The 24009-nt window shown below is 44.3% G+C and carries 20 protein-coding genes; all 20 read right to left on the bottom strand.

The features are described 5' to 3' along the window. Window positions 1-4 precede the first annotated feature (4 nt). The 20 genes from wzzB to cpsG all read right to left on the bottom strand — a co-directional run bounded on the left by wzzB (window position 5) and on the right by cpsG (window position 23910). Window positions 5-985 carry an LPS O-antigen chain length determinant protein WzzB gene (gene wzzB, locus EAS44_RS10375; protein WP_001350693.1) on the bottom strand — a complete coding sequence of 327 codons (981 nt, stop codon included), beginning with the start codon at window positions 983-985 and terminating at the stop codon, window positions 5-7. A gap of 145 nt (window positions 986-1130) precedes the next feature. Beyond that, window positions 1131-2297, bottom strand: coding sequence for a UDP-glucose 6-dehydrogenase (ugd, locus tag EAS44_RS10370; RefSeq protein ID WP_000704860.1), 1167 nt, complete (start codon window positions 2295-2297; stop codon window positions 1131-1133). Between the two features lie 247 nt (window positions 2298-2544). Next, window positions 2545-3951 carry an NADP-dependent phosphogluconate dehydrogenase gene (gene gndA, locus EAS44_RS10365; protein WP_000043444.1) on the bottom strand — a complete coding sequence of 469 codons (1407 nt, stop codon included), beginning with the start codon at window positions 3949-3951 and terminating at the stop codon, window positions 2545-2547. 104 nt (window positions 3952-4055) lie between these two features. Further along, window positions 4056-5120 (bottom strand): DUF1972 domain-containing protein, encoded by a 1065-nt coding sequence (locus EAS44_RS10360; RefSeq protein WP_000716853.1) that lies wholly within the window; start codon window positions 5118-5120, stop codon window positions 4056-4058. Window positions 5121-5129: 9 nt separating this feature from the next. Next, a complete protein-coding gene (locus EAS44_RS10355) occupies window positions 5130-6089 on the bottom strand; it encodes a glycosyltransferase family 2 protein (protein WP_001099761.1) in 960 nt (319 codons plus the stop codon). Window position 6090: 1 nt separating this feature from the next. Next, window positions 6091-7095: an O1 family O-antigen polymerase gene (gene wzy, locus EAS44_RS10350; RefSeq protein WP_001220928.1), complete on the bottom strand. Its 1005-nt coding sequence runs from the start codon at window positions 7093-7095 to the stop codon at window positions 6091-6093. Window positions 7096-7146: 51 nt separating this feature from the next. Beyond that, on the bottom strand, window positions 7147-8211 hold the full coding sequence (locus tag EAS44_RS10345; protein ID WP_000924431.1) for a glycosyl transferase family 2: 1065 nt from the start codon (window positions 8209-8211) through the stop codon (window positions 7147-7149). Between the two features lie 14 nt (window positions 8212-8225). Next, complete coding sequence (wecB, locus tag EAS44_RS10340; RefSeq protein WP_000735124.1) at window positions 8226-9353, bottom strand: non-hydrolyzing UDP-N-acetylglucosamine 2-epimerase; 1128 nt, start codon at window positions 9351-9353, stop codon at window positions 8226-8228. Window positions 9354-9362: 9 nt separating this feature from the next. Beyond that, on the bottom strand, window positions 9363-10589 hold the full coding sequence (gene wzx, locus EAS44_RS10335) for an O1 family O-antigen flippase (RefSeq protein WP_157658977.1): 1227 nt from the start codon (window positions 10587-10589) through the stop codon (window positions 9363-9365). A 43-nt stretch (window positions 10590-10632) separates the two neighbouring features. Beyond that, complete coding sequence (gene rfbC, locus EAS44_RS10330; RefSeq protein ID WP_001100791.1) at window positions 10633-11181, bottom strand: dTDP-4-dehydrorhamnose 3,5-epimerase; 549 nt, start codon at window positions 11179-11181, stop codon at window positions 10633-10635. A gap of 4 nt (window positions 11182-11185) precedes the next feature. After that, entirely contained in the window at window positions 11186-12064 is an 879-nt protein-coding gene (gene rfbA / locus EAS44_RS10325) for a glucose-1-phosphate thymidylyltransferase RfbA (protein WP_000857549.1), read from the bottom strand. Window positions 12065-12121: 57 nt separating this feature from the next. After that, window positions 12122-13021 carry a dTDP-4-dehydrorhamnose reductase gene (gene rfbD / locus EAS44_RS10320; RefSeq protein WP_001023627.1) on the bottom strand — a complete coding sequence of 300 codons (900 nt, stop codon included), beginning with the start codon at window positions 13019-13021 and terminating at the stop codon, window positions 12122-12124. Then, on the bottom strand, window positions 13021-14106 hold the full coding sequence (gene rfbB / locus EAS44_RS10315; RefSeq protein ID WP_000699418.1) for a dTDP-glucose 4,6-dehydratase: 1086 nt from the start codon (window positions 14104-14106) through the stop codon (window positions 13021-13023). Before rfbB ends, rfbD begins: the two co-directional genes overlap by 1 nt. 372 nt (window positions 14107-14478) lie before the next feature. Then, window positions 14479-15372, bottom strand: coding sequence for a UTP--glucose-1-phosphate uridylyltransferase GalF (gene galF, locus EAS44_RS10310; protein ID WP_000183060.1), 894 nt, complete (start codon window positions 15370-15372; stop codon window positions 14479-14481). Between the two features lie 174 nt (window positions 15373-15546). Next, window positions 15547-16941, bottom strand: coding sequence for a colanic acid biosynthesis protein WcaM (gene wcaM, locus EAS44_RS10305; protein ID WP_001115981.1), 1395 nt, complete (start codon window positions 16939-16941; stop codon window positions 15547-15549). A 10-nt stretch (window positions 16942-16951) separates the two neighbouring features. After that, window positions 16952-18172, bottom strand: a complete 1221-nt coding sequence (wcaL, locus tag EAS44_RS10300; protein WP_000862635.1) for a colanic acid biosynthesis glycosyltransferase WcaL — start codon at window positions 18170-18172, stop codon at window positions 16952-16954. Continuing rightward, window positions 18169-19449: a colanic acid biosynthesis pyruvyl transferase WcaK gene (gene wcaK, locus EAS44_RS10295; RefSeq protein WP_000770767.1), complete on the bottom strand. Its 1281-nt coding sequence runs from the start codon at window positions 19447-19449 to the stop codon at window positions 18169-18171. Before wcaK ends, wcaL begins: the two co-directional genes overlap by 4 nt. A gap of 161 nt (window positions 19450-19610) precedes the next feature. Beyond that, window positions 19611-21089 (bottom strand): colanic acid undecaprenyl disphosphate flippase WzxC, encoded by a 1479-nt coding sequence (gene wzxC / locus EAS44_RS10290; protein WP_000058488.1) that lies wholly within the window; start codon window positions 21087-21089, stop codon window positions 19611-19613. A gap of 1 nt (window position 21090) precedes the next feature. After that, on the bottom strand, window positions 21091-22485 hold the full coding sequence (gene wcaJ / locus EAS44_RS10285; RefSeq protein WP_000183130.1) for an undecaprenyl-phosphate glucose phosphotransferase: 1395 nt from the start codon (window positions 22483-22485) through the stop codon (window positions 21091-21093). A 54-nt stretch (window positions 22486-22539) separates the two neighbouring features. Next, complete coding sequence (cpsG, locus tag EAS44_RS10280) at window positions 22540-23910, bottom strand: colanic acid biosynthesis phosphomannomutase CpsG (protein WP_001296216.1); 1371 nt, start codon at window positions 23908-23910, stop codon at window positions 22540-22542. Between the last annotated feature and the right edge of the window lie 99 nt (window positions 23911-24009).

Below are 24009 nucleotides of genomic sequence, written 5' to 3'. Positions count from 1 at the left end.
AAGATTACTTCGCGTTGTAATTGCGTAGAGCATTACGCCCCAGCACAATCCCCGCGCCAACCATGCCACCCAGCAGCACCGCCAGAATCAAGGTAATTGCCTTTTTCGGGCTATCACGACGAATAGGTAACGTCGGTTTCATTACATAGCGGTAAGCATGAATATCAAGATCATCAACCTTTAAGCTTTCGATATCAAGCAGGTTTTGACGAGTCTGATAGTAGTTTGGTGAGAACACCAACGGACGGGTCGCCTCATGCTTAATCATCGACTCCAGCGCTTCGCTCCCCAAAAGGAACAACGTATCTTGTGTGATATCTTCGCCAGTCTGTTGAATCTGCGGTTTTGTCACCTGCGCCTGATTCGCATACTGCAACGCTTCCTGAATCTGACGGATACGCAGATCTTTCTGCTCCTGCGCAACCACTTCCTGCGTTCTTAAAGAGTCCTGCAAGTTTTTCCGTCCCAGAGCAATGTTGTCCTTGAGATCCTTTTCTAACTCTTGATTCACTTTATCGTCAACTTGCTGAATGTATTGGGCCAACTTCATTTGTGCGCCCTCTGCAGTTTGCCCAACATAAGAAACAGTCAATGGTAATTGCTGGTTCTTAACAGAAGGTTCGATGGTAAGTTTTTCTGGTTCTTCCTGATTATCCAGCGTTTCTGCTAATGCAGAGAAGGCAGAACTGAAGCGACCAATTAACGTCTCCTGCAAATCCGATACTTTCGGTGCAGCCTGACCATAGATAACATTCATGGCATTGTTATAGCCAGCAATTTGCCCCACATCGGGCTGAGTGATAATTGCTGTTGACGTCCATTTCTCCTTCGCTACTGCCAAATATCCAATAGCCAGGGCAATAGCCACAATGACGGAAATGATGATTGTCATCTTGCCACGCCACAACTGCACTAGTAAATCAATCAAATCAATCTGTTCCGGGTCATGGTTTTGCCCAGAAACATTATTATTTTCTACTCTCATCATTACCCTAACTGACGGAAATTTCCAAGTCCGCATAGTTTAGCGATAATCCTCATGAATGCTATAGGATAATTGATAAAAATAATGAATTGTTACGCAAGTAACAAAAGACAATCAGGGCGTAAATAGCCCTGATAACAGGATGTTAGTCGCTGCCAAAGAGATCGCGGGTGTAGACCTTATCTGCCACATCTTTAAGCTCTTCTGCCATACGGTTGGAAATAATGACATCGGCTTGTTGTTTGAAAGTGGCGAGATCACGTTCCAGGCGAGAGTTGAAGAATGAGTCTTCTTTCATCACCGGCTCGTAAATGATCACTTCAACGCCTTTCGCCTTGATACGTTTCATAATCCCCTGAATGGAAGACGCGCGGAAGTTGTCTGAACCGCTCTTCATAATCAGACGATAAATACCCACCACTTGCGGCTTGCGTGACAAAATGGCATCGGCAATAAAATCTTTACGCGTGCGGTTAGCATCGACAATTGCCGAGATCAGGTTATTCGGCACAGACTGGTAGTTCGCCAGTAACTGCTTGGTATCTTTCGGCAGACAATAACCACCATAACCAAACGACGGATTGTTGTAATGGTTGCCAATACGTGGGTCGAGACAAACGCCTTCGATTATTTGACGGGAATTCAGACCTAAACTTTCTGCATAGCTATCCAGTTCGTTAAAGTACGCCACGCGCATCGCCAGGTAGGTGTTTGCAAAAAGTTTAATCGCTTCTGCTTCAGTGGAGTCGGTAAACAGGGTCGGGATATTTTGCTTAATCGCTCCTTCCTGTAACAGAGCAGCAAAACGTTCTGCGCGTTCTGAACGCTCACCGATGACAATACGTGAAGGATGGAGATTATCGTAAAGGGCTTTACCCTCACGGAGAAATTCCGGGGAGAATATAATATTTTCAGTGCGATATTTCTTATGCATCGCTGCGGTAAAACCAACGGGAACCGTTGATTTGATCACCATAACCGCATAAGGATTTATCTCAACTACGTCTTTAATTACTGATTCTACACTCGATGTATTGAAATAATTAGTTTTAGGATCATAGTCGGTTGGAGTGGCGATGATGACGTAATCAGCATCCCGATAGGCTTCATTTTTATCTAATGTGGCATTAAAGTGTATTTTATCTGATTGCAAAAACTGCTGAATTTCCTTATCAACAATAGGAGATATCCGATCATTCAGCATAGCAACGCGTGACGGTAAAATATCTAATGCCACAACCTCATGATTTTGTGCGATTAGAAGCCCGTTTGACAAGCCGACATAGCCAGTACCGGAAATGGTGATTTTCATTTCATGCTCTCAGAATTAACTTAACTGTGAATCATGATGTTTTTAGCATCCTGATAAGAGTTAAAAGTTTTAACGCTACGTTGTAAGATGGTCAACGCAACGAAAAACAATTCAGAATTTCTTTATAAGAATAGCTGATATTTATTAAGTTAATATTAAGCAGTGAAATTTAGTCTATAAGATAATTGGTAAAAAAAACCCGGCATAATATACGCCGGGCCTCAATTTTATTGTTGATTAAATCAGATTAATCCAGCCATTCGGTATGGAACACACCTTCTTTATCAATGCGCTTATAAGTATGCGCACCGAAATAGTCACGCTGTGCCTGGATCAGGTTCGCAGGCAGAACAGCGGCGCGGTAGCTGTCATAATAGGCAACCGCAGCGGCGAAGGTCGGAACCGGGATACCGTTCTGTACCGCGTAAGCGACGACATCGCGCAGCGCCTGCTGGTAGTCATCGGCGATTTGCTTGAAGTACGGAGCCAGCAGCAGGTTAGCGATCTGCGGATTTTCGGCATAAGCATCGGTGATTTTCTGCAGGAACTGCGCACGGATGATGCAGCCAGCACGGAAAATCTTCGCGATTTCGCCGTAGTCCAGATCCCAGTTGTACTCTTCAGACGCCGCACGCAGTTGAGAGAAGCCCTGAGCGTAAGAAACGATTTTGCCCAGATACAGTGCACGGCGAACTTTTTCGATGAACTCATCTTTATCGCCTGCTGGCTGCGCTTGCGGGCCAGAGAGAACTTTAGATGCGGCAACACGCTGATCTTTCAGAGAAGAGATATAACGTGCAAACACAGACTCGGTAATCAGCGACAGCGGTTCACCGAGATCCAGCGCGCTCTGGCTGGTCCATTTACCGGTACCTTTGTTAGCCGCTTCATCCAGAATCACATCAACCAGGTAGTTACCGTCTTCATCTTTTTTAGTGAAGATGTCTTTAGTGATGTCAATCAGGTAGCTGCTCAGTTCACCGTTATTCCACTCGGTAAAGGTCTGCGCCAGTTCTTCGTTGGAAAGGTTCAAGCCACCTTTAAGCAGAGAATAGGCTTCAGCAATCAGCTGCATATCGCCGTATTCAATACCGTTGTGAACCATCTTCACATAATGGCCTGCGCCATCGGCACCAATATAGGTAACGCATGGCTCCCCGTCTTCAGCTACTGCGGCGATTTTGGTCAGGATTGGTGCAACCAGTTCATAGGCATCTTTCTGCCCACCAGGCATAATAGAAGGACCTTTCAGCGCGCCTTCTTCACCACCGGAGACACCGGTACCAATGAAGTTAAAGCCTTCGGCAGAAAGTTCACGGTTACGACGAATGGTGTCCTGGAAGAAGGTATTGCCACCATCAATGATGATGTCACCTTTATCGAGATATGGTTTGAGGGAATCAATAGCAGCATCCGTGCCTGCACCTGCTTTCACCATTAACAGGATGCGACGAGGCGTTTCCAGAGATTCAACAAACTCTTTCACCGTATAGTAAGGAACCAGTTTCTTGCCTGGATTTTCGGCAATCACTTCTTCCGTCTTTTCACGGGAACGGTTGAAAATAGAGACGGTATAACCACGGCTTTCGATGTTGAGCGCAAGGTTGCGCCCCATCACTGCCATACCGACGACGCCGATCTGTTGCTTTGACATTGTTTACTCCTGTCAGGGGGTGGTCACCGCGAGAGCGGCTTGAAAAACAATTAATGCGCTTATAGTCATGCCATATATTGTAAAAGATTTGAAGTTTAACAGAGTTAATAGCAATCCTCATACATTTCTGCTATTCGTCTCCAAGTGTATTTCTGGTTAGCAATTTCTTTCATTTTCGTGCCAGAGACACCTAATGATAGCTCACAATGCATTATGATTTTCTCTGCGAGGTCAGATTCATTAGAAAAATAACATGCTTCATTTTCAGTAGTGTACCTATTAAACTTACAATCATATGCAAATATAGGTTTACTAAAATGCATTGCCTCGACTAAAGAAGGGTTTGTTCCTCCAGCCGAATGACCATGTATATATCCTATGCAATTATTTCGTAAGTGAAATAATTGTTGAAGATCATAAATCGGATCAATCATTTCAATATTTGGATAGTTAGAATAATGCAGCCTAAGTTTCTTTCCAAACTCGCTGCCATTCCAATTTCCAATAAATTTTATTTTATATTTTAGCTTTGAAAATGTTTTTAAAATTAATTCTACATTGTTTTCGGGTTCGATACGACATACAGAAAGGTAGTAATCGCTTTTATAATTTCTTGTTGTAAATACATCCTCAGTATTTAACCATGCATGATCCCCTCCATAGGCAATAACTCGGCTATCTTTATTATACTCGTTAAAAACGTACTCAGAAATTGCCTCATTATCCGTAATAACGACATCCGAATATTGAACTGCGATTTTTTCTGAAAATTTTAAGAAACGTTTCACTTTTGAATTCCATTTATCTCTTCGCCATTCCAGGCCATCAATATTAGTAATAAACTTAGCGCGTGTTAAGAGTTTGAAGAAAGGCAAAAATGAACAACCAGAAACCCCTAAAATCAGAATCACATCAGGCTTCAAAAAAATAGAATATGCTAACGAAATTATGTCATACGCAATGCTCTGCCATCCATTGGCTTTAAGCGGAATATAAATTAAACGGGCCCCATTATGTTTTTTTTGGTGGGATTTGTAGTGAAACGATGAACAAAAAACATTATATTCAACTCCCGAGGAATTGTATCTTGTTAAATTTTCAACTAATGTTTCAAATCCGCCATATGATGCTGGTATGCCAACAGTACCGATAATAGCAATTTTTTTCATAAGGATACACTATCTTCTTTTTTTTGTGTAAAGAACTGAATATATTAAGGCAAGATTACGTTTAAAACCTTGCATATAGCTACCATGATAGAAACATTTTAAAAGGTCAGCAATTGAAGAGTTCTCTTTAAGGCCCTCAATTACAAGCCTGATAGATTTTTTTTGCTCAAGATTTAAATCTTTATCATAGACATCTAAAAGAAGCTTATTTTGCGCACAAACTTTTTTTCTAAAAGATACTACTCGCGAAATCCCTTGCCCATTTAATCCTAATCGAATAAAACGCATCATACCTGATGATTTTGCACCTAATACATTGCCCTGATGTTGTCGATAAAGAATCGTTTGAGTATTATCAAAATGGATTCGACCAAAAAGTTTTGCAGTCACGGCTAACCACCAGTCATGCATAGCTATCATTTTTACATGCTGCTCTCCAATTCGCGAAAGAACAAATTCCGCAAGTGAAGCATTAACAGCACATGAACAACCAACAACAAAATTTTGTATGAAAAGATTATTTTTTCTCATTGAATCATACGCTGACATTTTCTGATGCTGCAAAAATGAATTTTGTATAATATTAAGTTTTTCATCAACAACGCTTAGATCGCAATGATACAAGGTAGGTTGTAAAGGATCAATAGCCGAAAAATAATCCACAGCACGCTGTAATTTATTCGGAAGCCAATAATCATCTTGGTCACAAAACATATAAATATCGGCTGAAGCATTTCTTAATAAATTAATAAACGAAGCAGCACAACCAAGATTTTCTGAATTACCCACGTTAATAAATCTGTTATCTTTCATTACGTATTGGTTTATTATATTTACAGTTCTATCAGATGATCCGTCATCACGGATATACACTACAAAATCCTGATAACTTTGAAGCAGCAATGAATCCAGTTGTTCCTCTAAATATTTTTCGCCATTATACGTAGACAACAAAATAGCAACATTCATTTTATAATCCTTGACCAACTATTGATACAGCCCTTAGTGTTATAAACAACATTAAGCCTGAAAGGATAACTATAATGACTGCAATAAAATAACGCATATTATTATTTTTTATATGCGAAAGGATTAATACTAAAGCCATCGGATAAAATATTCGCAGCAACTCTGCAGTTCGATAAGCAATGACCGGGACTCCACTAGCCAGAAAGAAAATACAAAAGGCTAATATTCCTGAACATTGCACATACTTAATAAACTTCGCCTCATTATCATTTAATTTTATATATCGGCTAAGATAAAAGATCAAAATAAATATTGATAAAAATATTATATTATTCAGGTTGAATATTGCCAAATCATTTCTATTGTCTAATGATGATGAAATACTATATAAATAATTTACTATTTTTTCATTTGGCAAATATAGTGCAATTGTATCTGCATACACGTTTAAAAAGCTCATACATATTACAAACCCTATAATTACTATTAATAACCTCCTATAACTGTATATAAATAATGACATAAATAAAAGCAAGGCGCTGTAATGAAACAAAATAGCCAACACCATCCATGGCAGTGCATGTTTAATACAATTTTTATAAAAGTAATAATAAACCGACACATAGCACATAGTGACTGCAATTGCTATGCGCAATTGAGTCATTTCATGCAAAAACACATAAAATGATACATATACATACAAGAACAAATATATATAACTATCTTTAATTATTTTTCTTGCATATTTTATTTTCCAACTTAAACATAAGGCACAAACTAACATTGCAAAAAATATATAGGGGAAATTTAAATAATGAAACAACCGTGTTAAATATAAAAAGGCAGGCTCAATATTATTGATTTCTCCGTATGTCCCATCGTATATTTCTGTATATGGCAGAAAATCAGCAGGAAAGTAGTCAGATTTGAGTAAAACTAAGTAGCTCAAAATGAAACATAATAGAAAACATAATATATAACCGTTATCTTTATATTTGATACGCATACAATTACCTGACCCGCGATATGCTTACATAATTTTATATATGTAAAAAATTCAGCACAGTTGAGCAATAAGTTCTTTCTGTGCCTTGTAGGTTCTCTTCTGATAAGAAGTCAAAATTTGTAAATTATGTGCAGCCATTTTTTCAAGATCCAACAAACTTATACTTCTGTTAGCCATTTCCTCTGTAGTAATGTATTGATATCCCATCGAATAAAAATCACCTATAAGTGGGGAGAGCACAACTGGAACGACACCACACTCTAAATATTCAACCAATTTTGTAGGGCACGCAACTCTGTTTACTATTATATCATCGCGCAATACAAAACCAATATGACATTCTTTTAGAAAGGGAATTACTTCATCACGTGATAGCGTAGATGCATTAGCATTGATATTATGTAATTTTAACGAATATTTATCTATAAACCCTTCCAAGTTACTCTGTGGGATGAAAAAGTTGAATTCATACTTACCTGCTTCATTGTTTATCACTGTGTCATCACAAACTTGAATCATTTTATCAATATTTTGCCATGTTTGTAATCCTCCAAGATAGATACTTCGTATTTTATTTTCTGTCCATTTGTTTTGCGATTGGGTTATATTTTTATATTCAAAAATCGGGAGCACTATTGACCTTTCAGCCAAGTTTACTCCATATTTTGCTTCATAGTGTTTTTGCATTTCTGTACTGACGTGTATTAATTTTTTGCATCCAAGGACACCTTTTTTTTCCACCATGTTATATACTTTACTAAGTAATTTTTTATTATCTGCCAAAAGTTCTTCCGGTACAACACCATGTATATCAAGAATTGTTTTTTTTAGATCAATGAGCGTTATAACCTTTAATAAATTATAAACAGAATGAACATATATAGTTGTTGATTTTTGCATGTACTGTTTTATGATGTTTCTGTGAATAATTGCATTTAGATTTTCAACTATAACATTATTAAAGGAACTATTTGAGCGAACTAGATGCTTTTTGAATGAAATATTCAAATACACTCGCTTGCGATCTCGAATGAGAGAGTCTATCGCATCTATTCGTTGCATAGCTCCCTCGCGCATATTCATTTCGTTTGGATAATCAGCAATAATTAATAACATATTTTTAGCTTAAATTAAATTAGCTCTTGGGCGAGCACATTAAGAATTTTTTGAGCAGCTGTTCCATCGCCATATGGATTATGTAACAGAGACATAGCATTGTAGATATCAGCATTGTTTAATAGCTCCGTTACTTTATTTACTATTTTTATCTTAGAAGTCCCCACTAATACAACAGTACCAGCCTCAACCGCCTCAGGGCGTTCAGTAGTATCACGCATAACCAAAACCGGTTTACCTAACGAAGGCGCTTCTTCTTGTATCCCCCCTGAATCAGTCAATATTAAATATGACTCATTCATTAAATAAACAAAAGGCAAATAATCCAAGGGCTCAATAAGGTAAATATTACATATATTATCTAATATACGATGTACTGGTTCCATTACATTGGGATTAAGATGCACCGGATAAATAAAATCTACATTAGGATAAATGAAAGCTAATTCCTTTATTGCAAAGCATATATCTTCAAAACCTTTCCCGAAATTTTCTCTTCGATGACCTGTTATAAGTACTACTCGTCGGCTTTTATCAAGAAAATTAAATTTATTATGTAAAGCGTTCTTTATATTAGGGTCATTATCTATGATATCTTTTGCAATAAATAAAGAGTCGATGACGGTATTACCCGTTACAAATATATTATTTACTTTGACCCCCTCCCTCAGGAGATTATCTTTTGATCTCTCTGTTGGGGCGAAATGAATACATGCTAATGCCCCTGTAACTTTACGATTGCCCTCTTCAGGCCAAGGAGAGTAAATATCCCCTGTTCTTAATCCTGCTTCCACATGACAAACTTTTATTTGGTGGTAATACCCAGCTAAAGTAGCAGCAAGGGTAGTCGTTGTATCCCCATGCACAAGTATAATATCTGGCTTTTCTATAATTAAAACTTCACTTAACCGTGAGAGTATATTTGTTGCTACAGATACTAATGTTTGCCCAGGCTGCATAATCCGTAAATTATAATCAGGTTTAACATCAAATACTTGCATAACTTGATCAAGCATCTCTTTATGTTGGCCTGTCACACATATTTTATATTCGAATCTACAATCTTTTTTTAATAATTCAATGATAGAGGCCATCTTTATTGCTTCAGGCCTAGTACCGAACACTAATAATAACTTCTTCATAACTATTCCTTAAATTATTTTTTTATATCGCTTAAGTAACAATATTGATAAGAACATTTCACCCAATAATATTGCACATGCCACTCCAGTGGCGTTACAAAACTGCAATAATAGAGTAATCAAAAGTAATGTTATAAGCGCTGATACGAATACCATCCTACTATATATTTTACTTCTTCCTGATGCACTCAATATCTGAATGCCGAATACATTATTAAGAACACCAAAAAAGATCCATGCACTTAATATTTGACCTACAAAAATTGTTTCTTTTGGAAAATTAAGATAGTCGATTGCAACAGGTAAGGTAATTGCAACGATAACAGCAGCTATAAATGCTAAAATTATAATTGGTATACCAGTTTTTTTTGCTGCCTCAATGCCGTCAAATACGGATAGTGAAAACTTACGACAATTATAAGGATATATAGCTTGCGTCAGTGGTGTAAATAGCGACAATACGGCCTTGACTATCTTTTCAGCGGCGGCATATACACCAACAATAACAGGATTAGTAAAAATCCCTAATAGAAAAATGCCACTATTATTGAGAATAACAGAATAAAGTGATGCAAGAAAAAAATCCTTACCTTCTTTTAAAATTACCTTAAATAATTTTTTTTCCGGAAAAATAATATTGATATATTTCAATATAAATATATTTAATCCAATCGCAGAAATTACTAATGGAAGTGACTGTACTAAAAGTGCTTTTTGTAAATCCTCGCTATTCCTCACATAGATAAATACAAGTAAACACGCGGCGCATCTTGATATAACATTAGAAAGGGCTATGATTTTTAATTTTTCGATACCTTGGAAAAACCATTGTGGTTGGAAAGTATTTCCTATTACAAGAAGATATCCATATAATATTCCTTGTTTTAATTCAGCTTGCACAGGCAAAAGATTTAAAAATAGCATGAGCAATAAGAATAAGAAAGCGCATATCGCCAACTTGATAGTCATAGTTGACAGATAAATTTTTGATATATATTCTTTGTCCTCTCTATTCTGTGAGATCGCACGACTTGCACTAAAAGAAAAACCATAATCCGTTATAATCTGTAAATATGCAACGATTGATAGTATTAAGGCATAATTACCAAACTGTGCAACCCCCAGTGTTTTTAACAGATAACTCAGTATAAATAATGGTGCAACATATAAAGCTATCTGAGTAATCATCATATAGCCAGCATTGTGGATTACGTTCCTTATTTCACTTTTGCTCACTATTTTATTCAATTTTGCAACCCTTCCAAGATTTATCGTGATCTTAACTATACATTTCAATCTTTGTTAATGGAGGATGCTTATTATCTTTAGCTGATAGCAGCACTTGTGAATCGACTGGCCATGAAATATTGATGCTTGGATCATCCCATTTTATTCCTCTATCACTCTGAGGATGATAATAATTTGTCGTCTTATACAAAAACTCCGCCGTCTCACTCAGCACTAAAAAACCATGTGCAAATCCCTCAGGAATCCACAATTGCCGCTTATTCTCAGCAGATAAATTCACCCCAACCCATTTGCCAAAAGTCGATGACGATTTACGAATATCAACAGCTACGTCAAAAACTTCACCGACAACGCAACGCACCAATTTTCCTTGTGCATAAGGTTCCAACTGATAATGCAGCCCGCGTAAAACACCTTTACTAGACTTCGAATGGTTATCCTGAACAAATTCAACTTTGCGGCCTACAGCTTCCTCAAAAACCTTCTGGTTAAAGCTCTCAAAAAAGAAACCACGCTCATCACCAAAAACTTTCGGTTCAAAAATCAGTACATCAGGAATTTCTGTTTTAATTACGTTCATTTTATTAATAACCTTTAATCATTTTCAGCAGATACTGACCATAAGCATTTTTTTTCAGAGGTTCAGCTAATACTTTCACCTGCTCAGCATCAACAAACCCTTTACGGTAAGCAATTTCTTCCGGGCAGGAAACTTTCAGCCCCTGACGCTCTTCAATTGTTGCAATAAAGTTGCTTGCCTCAATCAGGCTCTGATGTGTCCCCGTGTCTAACCACGCATAACCACGCCCCATCATGGCAACAGATAAACGCCCTTGTTCCATATAGATACGGTTAATATCGGTAATTTCCAGTTCACCGCGGGCAGAAGGCTTAAGATTTTTCGCCATTTCGACAACGTCGTTATCATAAAAATAAAGCCCGGTTACCGCATAATTACTTTTTGGTTGTAGCGGTTTTTCTTCCAGGCTGATCGCCGTACCGTTTTTATCAAACTCAACGACACCATAGCGTTCAGGATCATTAACGTGATAGGCAAATACCGTTGCACCACTTTCTTTGTTAACAGCGGCATCCATTAACTTAGGCAGGTCGTGACCGTAGAAGATATTATCACCAAGTACCAAAGCACAATCATCACCACCAATAAACTCTTCACCGATAATAAATGCCTGCGCAAGACCATCCGGACTCGGTTGCACTTTGTACTGAAGATTCAGGCCCCACTGGCTACCGTCACCCAGCAGTTGTTGAAAACGAGGAGTATCCTGTGGCGTACTAATAATCAGAATATCGCGAATACCCGCTAACATCAGTGTAGAAAGCGGATAATAGATCATCGGTTTATCATATATAGGTAATAGCTGTTTACTGACGACCATAGTCACAGGATAAAGACGAGTACCAGAACCACCCGCTAAAATAATACCTTTACGCGTTTTCATTTCATCATTCCTTTTAATTCATCTTGCTCCACCATCACGAACAAGATGCAAAAACTATTAAATTGCTGTAGTCGTAAATAATTCGTTGAGCATGCGTTTCACACCAACCTGCCAGTCAGGCAATACAAGCGCAAAATTCTGCTGAAATTTTTCTGTATTAAGGCGAGAGTTATGTGGACGACGAGCTGGTGTAGGATAGGCAGTTGTTGGTACTGCGTTGAGCTTGTTGAGTGCAAGAGGAATGCCTGCATTGCGCGCCTCTTCAAAAACCAGCGCAGCATAATCGTACCAGGTTGTGGTACCACTGGCTACCAAATGGTACAAGCCTGCGACATCCGGTTTATTCAGTGCGACACGAATGGCATGTGCCGTACAATCAGCCAGCAGTTCAGCACCTGTTGGCGCACCAAACTGATCATTAATAACGGCTAGTTCTTCACGCTCTTTTGCCAGACGCAACATCGTTTTGGCGAAATTATTTCCTTTACCTGCATAGACCCAGCTGGTACGGAAAATTAGGTGCTTCGCACAATGCTCTTGTAATGCTTTTTCTCCAGCTAACTTGGTTTCACCGTAAACATTTAGCGGTGCGGTTGCATCCATCTCCAGCCATGGCGTGTCGCCATTTCCAGGGAATACGTAGTCAGTTGAGTAATGAATTACCCAAGCCCCAACTTCATTTGCCGCTTTTGCAATTGATTCAACGCTAGTCGCATTGAGTAATTGTGCAAATTCGGGTTCTGACTCAGCCTTATCTACTGCGGTGTGAGCCGCAGCATTAACAATAACATCAGGTCGAATTCTTTTGACTGTTTCAGCCACACCTTCAGGGTTACTAAAATCACCACAGTAATCAGTGGAGTGAACATCAAGAGCAATCAAATTACCCAGAGGTGCCAGAGCACGCTGTAGTTCCCAACCTACCTGCCCTGTTTTGCCAAAAAGGAGGATATTCATTACTGGCGGCCCTCATAGTTCTGTTCAATCCACGATTGATAGGCACCACTTTTCACATTATCAACCCATTTTGCATTAGCCAAATACCATTCCACCGTTTTACGAATCCCACTCTCAAACGTTTCCTGTGGTTTCCATCCCAATTCGCGACCAATCTTCTCAGCATCAATCGCATAACGGCGATCATGCCCTGGGCGATCAGCAACATAAGTAATTTGCTCACGATAAGATTTCTCTTTCGGGACTATCTCGTCCAACAAATCACAAATAGTCAGCACAACATCGATGTTTTTCTTTTCGTTGTGTCCGCCAATGTTATAGGTTTCACCCGCTTGACCTTCAGTAACTACGGTATATAACGCACGCGCATGATCTTCAACATACAGCCAGTCACGAATTTGATCCCCTTTGCCATAAATAGGTAATGCCTTACCTTCCAGAGCATTAAGAATTACTAGTGGAATCAATTTTTCCGGAAAGTGATAAGGACCGTAGTTATTCGAACAGTTAGTCACAATAGTCGGTAAACCATAGGTACGTTTCCACGCGCGGACTAAATGATCGCTGGATGCTTTTGATGCGGAATAAGGACTACTAGGCGCGTAAGCTGTCGTCTCAGTAAAGAGGGGTAATTGTTCTTTATTATTTACTTCGTCAGGATGAGGCAAATCACCATAGACTTCGTCAGTAGAAATATGATGAAAACGGAAGCTATTTTTCTTGTCGCCATCAAGAGCAGACCAGTAATTGCGAGCCGCTTCCAAAAGGACATAAGTACCAACAATATTGGTTTCAATAAATGCCGCAGGGCCTGTAATTGAACGATCCACATGGCTTTCAGCAGCCAGGTGCATCACTGCATCCGGCTGATGCTGAGCAAAAATCCGCGCCATTGCAGCAGCATCGCAAATATCCGCATGTTCAAAAACATAGCGTTCAGAGTCAGAAACATCAGCAAGTGATTCCAGGTTTCCGGCGTACGTTAATTTATCGACATTAACAACACTATCCTGCGTATTATTTATAATGTGACGAACTACAGCAGAACCAATAAATCCTGCGCCCCCAGTAACAAGTATCTTCACTTAATTTATTCCATATTACTTCAGAGCATGCTGTGAAATAAGCGGCTCTCAGTTTGATTAATAGAGGTATTAATGCACGCTACCGCCCCTGGCTTTACAGCTACCAGAGCACTGCATGCATTCCTACGATGTGACGAGCGTTACCCACTCGCGCTTAACTCGAAAAATTCAAGCGCTAATTGTCTTACCAATCCGCTCTGGAAACAAGGAAAATCCTGGAAAACTTTGACTAAAATCCTATTGCTAAGTCGTTGTTATTCTGATTGTTTATATAAAACAACGGCAGGAAAATTCGCAACAAATTACTTTCGCCGCTAATCTTCACTGCCGTTATAATTTTCTTATCAACCGTTACATCCGGTCAGATTTTCATTATTCGCTTAACAGCTTCTCAATCCCTTTACGGAACTTCGCCCCTTCTTTGAGGTTGCGTAGTCCATACTTCACGAACGCTTGCATATAACCCATTTTTTTACCGCAGTCGTAGCTGTCGCCGGTCATCAGCATGGCATCAACGGACTGTTTTTTCGCCAGTTCGGCAATGGCATCAGTCAGCTGAATACGCCCCCATGCACCAGGCTGCGTGCGTTCCAGTTCCGGCCAAATATCGGCAGAAAGCACATAGCGACCAACGGCCATGATGTCTGAGTCCAGCGTCTGCGGCTGATCCGGTTTTTCGATGAATTCAACAATGCGGCTGACTTTACCTTCGCGGTCCAGCGGCTCTTTGGTCTGGATGACAGAGTATTCAGAGAGGTCACCCGGCATACGTTTTGCCAGCACCTGGCTGCGGCCCGTTTCGTTGAAGCGCGCAATCATGGCAGCAAGGTTGTAGCGCAGCGGGTCGGCGCTGGCGTCGTCGATCACAACGTCTGGCAGCACCACGACAAATGGATTGTCACCAATGGCAGGTCGTGCACATAAAATGGAGTGGCCCAAACCTAAAGGTTCGCCCTGACGCACGTTCATAATTGTCACGCCCGGCGGGCAAATGGACTGTACTTCCGCCAGCAGTTGACGCTTCACGCGCTGTTCAAGGAGAGATTCTAATTCATAAGAGGTGTCGAAGTGGTTTTCGACCGCGTTCTTGGAAGCGTGAGTTACCAGGAGGATTTCTTTGATCCCTGCAGCCACAATCTCGTCAACGATGTACTGAATCATTGGCTTGTCGACGATCGGTAGCATCTCTTTGGGAATCGCCTTAGTGGCAGGCAACATATGCATCCCAAGACCCGCTACAGGAATAACTGCTTTTAAATTCGTCATTATTTCATCCACCTGTAAAATGGTTGCTGAATTATAGCTTGTTCGATTTTTTTCGCCAGCATCAATTACCCTGAATTGATTACTGAATTACTTGTGATGTTACGCCGCTTCGTTGTGGATTGCAGTAGCATTGTTCCTAAGTATGGCTCCATTTTTCCAGGAATGGTCGCAAATCTACTCCCTCCGTTCTGGCAATCTAAAGTTAATCTTCTCCACATTAACAATATGGTGATTAATCCTGTCGATATCGACGGAGATTTGTCCTTTTTCATTCACCGCATGAACATTTGCAAGAGACAGCAGTGTTTCTTTTTTCGCCATAAACACGCCGCGAACGTCTTTGCGCATGTCAAAGTTCATGCTCAATGCGGGTCCAACTGAGGATTCCTGCATCACATTGATATTTCGCATAAAAAGATGTTGCGGTTTGTTGTGTAACTCCAGCGACGCACGCTTCATCTCAATGTTAGTCAGCGCCACAAAGGAGACAGCATTCCCGGCGGAGATTTGGATGCCGCGCAATTTATAAGCAAGATGAGTATTATCCAGTTGAATATCATTCACTCGGAAATTCTGCGGTATCGAGAGATATTTGCCTTTAATTACCCCATAGCCGATTAACATCCCGGCACTATTAATCATTTCAATATTATCAATCACAAAGTTGTCACAACCATAAATAGCAACTGTGGCGTTATCAATACCTGCTTTCTTACTGAAATCCGGCGTGATATTACGAGCTTTGATATTACGGATAACAAAATGTTTACCATTTTCAACATGGATCAGTTGCCGACAATCTGATCCCGTGATATTCGCAACGACAAAGTTTTTCACTGCCTGGTTTTCCGGATAATTATTATCGTAAGTACTTCCTGCCAGTCCTATGCCAATACCCCAGTTGATTTTGCCGTTAGTACAGTTGATGCGCTCGATGACATGGTCGGATATCAAAATGTCGCGATCATTGATTGCTACATTCCATTCAATGGCGTCGCCCTGTAAGTCGCTGAACTTACAATTGGTGATGTTGGCACCGATAATCTGGTTATGAAATCCCTGGCGTAAAATGGCGTAATTAGCGTGGCTGACGGTCAGGTTATCGATGGTCAAGTTGCGCATGACGCGTTTATTTTTGCCGCCGATATAAATCTGCGTTACCGGGCCAAAACCGCTCATCGCCAACCCTTTGATGATGCAGTCAGAACCGCGCACATCCAGGGTGATGTTATGCATACGGCCGCCCTTCTCCCCTGTCACCTGGCTGCCGTCTTGTAAGACAAAACGCCCTCTGCCGTTGCCGCGCAGGCTTCCAAGGATGTGCAACGTTTTGCCAGGAGGAATGAAGATGCCGGTGTTGATATTTTCACAAACGAATCCGGCAGGCACGACGACCGTTTGCCCTTCGCTGAAGGCTTGTTTAAATGAGGCGATCCAGTCGTGTGGGTTGTAGTCGTTAATGTTAACGATTTGTCGGGCGGGAAGCGCGCGAGCGAAAGGGGTATGGAGGAAGGCAAGCGCCGAGCTTGCCGTCAGGAAGGTGCGTCGGGAGAGTTTTTTAAATGGCATACGTTCTCCTCTATAAAGCCTGCAGCAAGCTGGCGAGTTCTCGATTGATCACCTGCTGGTTAAAATCGTGTTCGACTTTTTCGCGCGCACGTTTGACAACCGTAGTAAGTTCGTCGGTGTCCAGTTGGCTAAACGCCGCCAGTCGTTGCGCCAGTGCACAGGCATCGTTCTCAGGCACCAGCCAACCGGATTTATCGGCCTCCACCAGTTCCGGTATTCCGCTGTGCAGAGTAGAAACAACCGGAATGCCAACCGCCATCGCTTCCATTAGCGCCACCGGAATACCTTCCATATCGCCATCCGCACCTGTAACCGATGGCAACAGGAAGACATCCGCGTCATCGAGCATCGCTTTCACTTCATGGCTCGGTTTAAAGCCCGGCATCTCTATCACATCTTCCAGTTGATATTGTTCGATGAGGGTGCGCAGGCGTCGTTCCCACGGGCCAATGCCGAGGATGCGATAGCGAAATGCCACGCCCTGCTCTTTCAACTGGCGGCAGGCTTCAATCGCCACATGCAGGCCTTTTTTCTCGGTTAAGCGTGCGACGGAGATGATTTCCAGCGGCGTTGCGGGCGCTTTCACCGGACGCGGGCTAAAACGCGTCATGTCCACGCCCATGCGCGATACGGCGATTTTTTCCCTCGGGCAGCCCATTTTTTGCAGCCTTCCGGCCCACAGATTGCTTATTGGTAACATCAGGTCGCCACGGCGAAACAGTTGTTGATATTCGGGAGTGTAGTGGTTGAGCACTTCCCGACTGGAGATATCAATACCGTGGAAGATAGTGGCAATTTTGCCGCGAATGACACCCAGTTCGCGTAGTTTTGCCGCGGTTACTCCAGCAGGGCCAAAATGAGCGATAAACACATCGGCATGAAACGGTGTTGCGACCTGGCCGCAAATGGCAGACAAAATCAGGTTCCGCGACTCAGCACCATAGCGTTTGAGGTTAAGCGCCTGCCAGGTATTTTTACGATGAATACCGCGCAACGTCTGGCTGGCGCGGTGGCGCAGTTTCGCCACTTTGCCTTGTGGCTCGTCCTGTAACCAGCGGGTTCTGGCGGCAAGGTTATATTTTGTCCATGCCGCGTGGGTGTTTTGTGTGTCGCCTTTTTGCAGCGCGACAATCTCCACCTCAAAGCCCATATCAATAAACGCGGTAATTTGATTGAGGACGAAGGTTTCCGACGACAGTGGAAATTTCAGTAAAAAGAAGCCGACCTTCATTTCGCCTCCCCGATGCGTTCAAGCACAGATTTCACCATCTGCATTCCCGTCTGACGTTCGCGACTGACGGCTTCGTTAAGTCGCGTGTTCAGTGCCGGAAGCTGGCCTAAGGTATCCGCAACCATCGCTTGCAGGCTGCCGTCTAATAAATGACGGATATCAATTGCCATCTCTGGTAGCCCCAGTTGTTGCATAATCCCGGCGGATTTATGTTCATAGTTGATGGCAATCGCCGGAGTGGCAAAGTTCATCGAGATAATGGCAGAGTGCAGGCGCGTACCGACGGTGAGTTCACAGGCCCCCAGAATTTTGCCCATTTCCAGATCGTTGAGTTCATCCATCACCACGTGGTAACGGGCAGGATCGCTGATGTGCTGGCGAAGATTGAGCGCCACCATGCGGTCGTCTTTGTTATAGCTGTCGATGCCCGTACAGGTGGAAAGCGCAATCACCTGATACCCTTCGTCGAGAATGCGATTGACCACCCCGGCAAAGGCTTTTTCATACGCTTGCTGAGTGGTGCCGAGACGTTTGTCGAACGGTGCCAGTTCGCGCAGGGTAATTGCTACCGTTTTCTGTTGTGCGGCAACGTCCAGCCAGTGTTGAACGGCATAGCTGGCGGTGAAGTCTTCTGTGTGGTGATCGACCAGCCACGCAGTATCGACGCCATGTTCGACTTTTGCGGTGGTGATATTGCTGCGTTTCATCAGTTCAAGGCTGACCGATTCGCGCAGGATCAGCGCGTCGCAGTGACCAAAAACGTAGTTCGCCAGTTGGTTAAATTGCTCATCCTGGAATGGACCAACGCTGTGACCAATCATAAATAGCGGCTTTTTCGCCATGAAAGTGCAAAGCGCGTGTTCAAACTGCGGCACGCCGTAGAGATCGACAAAAAACGATCCGCCGACCTGAATAATGGCGTCGTAACCTGACAGCAGGCGCACGAAGTCAGTGAATCCCTGGGCGATGGCGATATTACGCAGCTTGCCAGTGTCGGTGACGCGTGAGAGCAATACCTGATGCTGATAGCGGCGACGGAGGACTTTTTTAACGCGCCCGACAACGCCCGCCGCGCTGTTGTGTTTTTTCATTTGCAGGAACAGCGGATCGCCCATTACCGGGCGGTTGAGCAGCCAGGAAGAACTGACCGGATAGCGGCTCATCACGTCCACTTCGGCGTGTGGATTGAGGATGTTGATGGCATCAAGTAAGCCGCGCAGGATGGCGCTGTCGCCACGATTGCCGCAAGTGTGGTTGCCCAGAATAAGTAATTTCATTATGACCTCAAAAGGAGTTCTAAATTGCGTCGGTGCTATGGTTGATGATTAAGAGTTAAACCGGTGACATATTCAAAGCTGTGCTCGATCAGTCCCCTCGCCCCCTGGGGAGAGGGTTAGGGTGAGGGGGAAAATGCGCACGACCTTACGGGGATAGCCATTCACCCCGCCCGTAAAAGCATTTTCATTTTTTCGCTGCGACAAAACTGACGCTTCACTTCCACCACCAGCGGATGGCGCGACAGCACAATCATCACCACAAACGCCAGCACGCCCGCGGCTATTTGCACCGCCAGCAGCATCCCCAGCGCCAGTTGCCCTTTCAGCAATAGGCCCAGCGCATAACTGACCACCAGTGTCGGCAGCGAGAGATAAAACGGCAGCCACAAACTCAGGATGTACTGACGATAACTGGAACCGAGCACCGGTTTAATCATCACGAAATAGCTCAGAATGGTGTTGATAATCTGCACCAGCAGGAAACCAAGCGTGACGCCGATTGCGCCCGCCATCTGCCCACCAATAACAATCGCCGGAATAAACATAAAGGTTTTGAATACGTTGAATTTAAAGCTGATATCGACCCGCGCTTTCGCCATCAGCAGCGAACCAATCGGGTTCCCCACTGAGCGCAGCAGCCCCACCACACACAGCAATTGCAGCACCGGAATAATGCTGTTCCACTTCTCACCAAAGACCAGCGGTACACAGTTATTCGACACCACCATCAGCCCCAGCAGCGCCGGAAAGTTGATAATCCCCACTACCGACAGCAGCTTGTAGAAGTTAACGCGCAGCTTTTCGGTGTCGTCCTGAATTTTGGCAAATGCCGGAAACAACACGCGGGTGATGATTGGGTTCAGCTTCATCGGCGGCACAACGGCCACGTTGTACGCCAGGTTGTATCCCCCTGCCACGCCCGCGCCGAGAATACGCGCCAGCACCAGCGTTGAAAGGTTGGTATTGAGATAGTTGATGATGCTGTCCGCCGTCAGCCAGGCACCAAAGCGTAAGTTCGGTGCCACCGACGCCAGCGAGAAATGCAGACCGGGGCGATAAATTTTACGACCAAAGTAGCCAAACAGCAGCGTTCTTACCGCACTATTGACCAGATAACCGAGGATCGCGGTCATCGCCAGTGGCCAGAAATGGGCGCTAACCACCGTAAAAGTGAAGCCCGCCAGCACCGCGCTGGTTTCGATCATGCCGATTTTGTTGAACTCCAGCTCTTTTTGCATCAACGCGCGGAACTGCTGTCCGTGGGGGATCACCACAAACGCCAGCGACAATGTTTTAATCAACGGTGCCAGGTCTGGGTTGTTCAGCACGTCACCAATGAGATCACTCAACAAAAACACCGCCACGCACACCACAAGCCCCAGCCCGACGTTCAGCCAGTACAACGTGGTAAGTTCCAGGTGACTGATTTCTTTTCGCTGAATAATCGAGTTAGCGATACCGAAGTCAGAAAGCGTATCTGCCAGCGCGATAATCACCAGCGACACGGTAAGCAGGCCGAACTGGTGGTTGTCGATAATCCGCGCCAGCACGGTCATCTGCACCAGCCCGAGGCCGATGATGATCACCGTGGCAATCGCCGACCACTTCGCGCCGCTGATGGTTTTTTCACGTAAGCTCATATCAATATGCCGCTTTGTTAACGAAGCCCTTGAATACCGTCAGGAAAACGATTTTGATATCGAACCAGACGCTCCATTCGCGGATGTACTCAAGGTCGAACTCGACGCGTTTTTCCATTTTCTCCAGCGTGTCGGTTTCGCCACGCCAGCCATTAATCTGCGCCCAGCCGGTAATGCCCGGTTTCACCTTATGGCGCAGCATGTAGCCTTCAATGAGCTGTCGATACTGTTCGTTATGCGCCACCGCGTGCGGACGTGGACCGACAATCGACATCCCGCCAGTCAGCACATTGATAAACTGCGGCAATTCGTCCAGCGAGGTGCGGCGCAGAAAGTTCCCCACTTTGGTGACGCGCGGATCGTTCTGCGTCGCCTGAGTCACCACTTTGTCGTTCTCCATCACTTTCATGGATCGGAACTTCCACACTTTGATCGGTTTGCCATCCATGCCGTAGCGAGTCTGGCGGAAAATAACCGGCCCCGGTGAGCTCAGTTTCACCGCCAGCGCAATGCAGCACAGCACCGGGGAGATCAGCAGCAGGATAAGCGTCGCCAGCACAATGTCTTCCGCACGTTTGAGCAGGCGGTTAACCCCGGAAAGCGGCGTGTCATACAGCGGCACCACCGGTACGCCATTCATCTCTTCGAGGCGTGAATGGAGAATGTTGAAGGTAAAGACATCGGGGATCAGCAGCACCGAACAGGTGGTGTCCGCCAGTTGATGGACCAGTTTTTTCACTCGCGCGCCGTCGCACATCTGCATCGCGATATAGACGTTATGAATCTTGCCCGCTTTCGCATCCTCGACCAGTTGTTGCAGATTGCCCGCCCAGTCGTTAGAAACGCCGCCCGGTTTTGGGTCGTGGTATACGCCCACCACTTCAAACCCTAACCACGGCTGATTACGGAAGCTCTCCATCAGCATTTGTCCGGCGGCTAAATCCCCCGCTACGGCGACCATGCGCTTGTTATAGCCATGATTACGCAGCCAGCCCGCCCCAATGCGAATACATGAACGGCAAACCACCAGTCCGATACTGGTCAGCCCATACCACGCCAGCCAGATTTTCAGTTGCGTGTCGAAATCATTGTTGAACGCCACCAGTCCGGCGCTGAAAATCACGCTTAAGGTCCAGTTTTGTAGCAGCAGGGCAAATTCTGTCGCTGCCCGAACACCGCGCCATGAGCGATAAAAATCGGTGATGCCGCCCAGCATCTGGAACACCACCAGCGTAATCAGCGCCACCAACAGGTGCATGTAGAGGAATGACAGTCCGCTCACTTCGCAAACCAGCCATAGCCCGGCAAACATGATGGTGATATCTGAAAAGCGTTGCACCATAGAGATTAACGATGCATTGGTTTTCGCTCGCTCGCGCTTTTTTAGATTTGTCATCGTTGTTCCTGTTATTAGCCCCTTACCCGCAGTGGGGTAAGGGAAGATCCGACATTACTCGTTCAGCAACGTCAGCAGAGTTCGCGTTCGCGCTTCCATCAGCGGCACATCACCGCGCGATTCCACATTCAACCGCACCACCGGTTCGGTGTTGGAGGAGCGCAGGTTAAAGCGCCAGTCGGCAAAGGTCATGCTGATGCCATCGGTGCGATCCACCGCCAGCGCCTCACGGCTAAAATGCTGTTCCACGCGGTTAATCGCCTCAACGGGTTGCGCCAGTTTGCTGTTGATCTCACCGCTTGCCGGAAACGCCGCCATCCGGTCGCGCACCAGTTCGCCCAGCGTTTTTCCTTTCAGGCACACCAGTTCGGCGACCAGCAGCCACGGGATCATGCCGCTGTCGCAGTAAGCGAAATCACGGAAGTAATGGTGGGCGCTCATTTCGCCACCGTAGATAGCGTCTTCCTTGCGCATACGTTCTTTAATAAAGGCGTGTCCGGTTTTCGACATTACCGGGGTGCCGCCTGCGGCAGTCACCACATCAACGGTGTTCCAGGAGAGACGTGGATCGTGGATGATCTTCGCGCCGGGATTTTTTTCGAGGAATGCTTCTGCCAGCAGGCCGACAATGTAGTAGCCCTCAATAAACTGCCCTTTTTCGTCAAACAGGAAACAGCGGTCAAAATCGCCATCAAAGGCAATGCCCATATCCGCGCCGTGTTTGATGACCGCATTACGGGTGTCGTCGCGGCATTCCGGCAGCAACGGGTTAGGAATACCGTTGGGGAAATTGCCGTCCGGCGTGTTATGCACTTTGATTAACTCCACCGGTGCGCCGAGGGCTTTAAAACGGGCTTCGATGGCGTCCACCACCGGACCCGCTGCGCCGTTCCCGGAGTTGATCACCAGCTTGAGCGGCGTAAGGTTTTTGACATTGATATAACCGAACAGGTGATCAACGTATGCATCACGCAGGTTGATTTGCTGATAGCGACCGCGTTTGGTTTCATCAACGGGAGGAAAGTCGTTGGCTTCTGCCAGACGCTGGACGTCGCGCAGTCCGGTATCGCCGCTGATCGGGCGAGCCCCTTCGCGCACCAGCTTCATGCCGTTGTAATCCATCGGGTTATGGCTGGCGGTAACTTCGATGCCGCCATCCACGCCGAGATGGAACGTGGCGAAATAGATCTCTTCGGTGCCGGACATGCCAATATCCAGCACATCGACGCCCGCATCCTGTAAACCTTTCGCCAGCGCCAGTTTTAAGGTTTCGCTGGTGAGGCGGACATCACCGCCTAACACAATGGTTTTCGGTTTGAGAAATTCGCCATAGGCGCGACCAATGCGCCAGGCAATATCTTCATTCAGTTCTTCGCCTAATTTCCCGCGAATATCATAGGCTTTAAAGCAGGTTAATTTTTTCATGTCGTTACCCTTTTTCAGGCAATAGTTGGCCCTGACCGAAACGGCCAATTTTGTTTTTGTCGTTATTTACCGAAGAATTAATCCGGTTGATTATGCAAC

Source organism: Escherichia coli DSM 30083 = JCM 1649 = ATCC 11775 (genome assembly GCF_003697165.2).
Lineage (GTDB): Bacteria > Pseudomonadota > Gammaproteobacteria > Enterobacterales > Enterobacteriaceae > Escherichia > Escherichia coli.
Note: the sequence above shows the minus strand (reverse complement) of the source record. Positions and strands in the feature narration are given on the sequence as shown.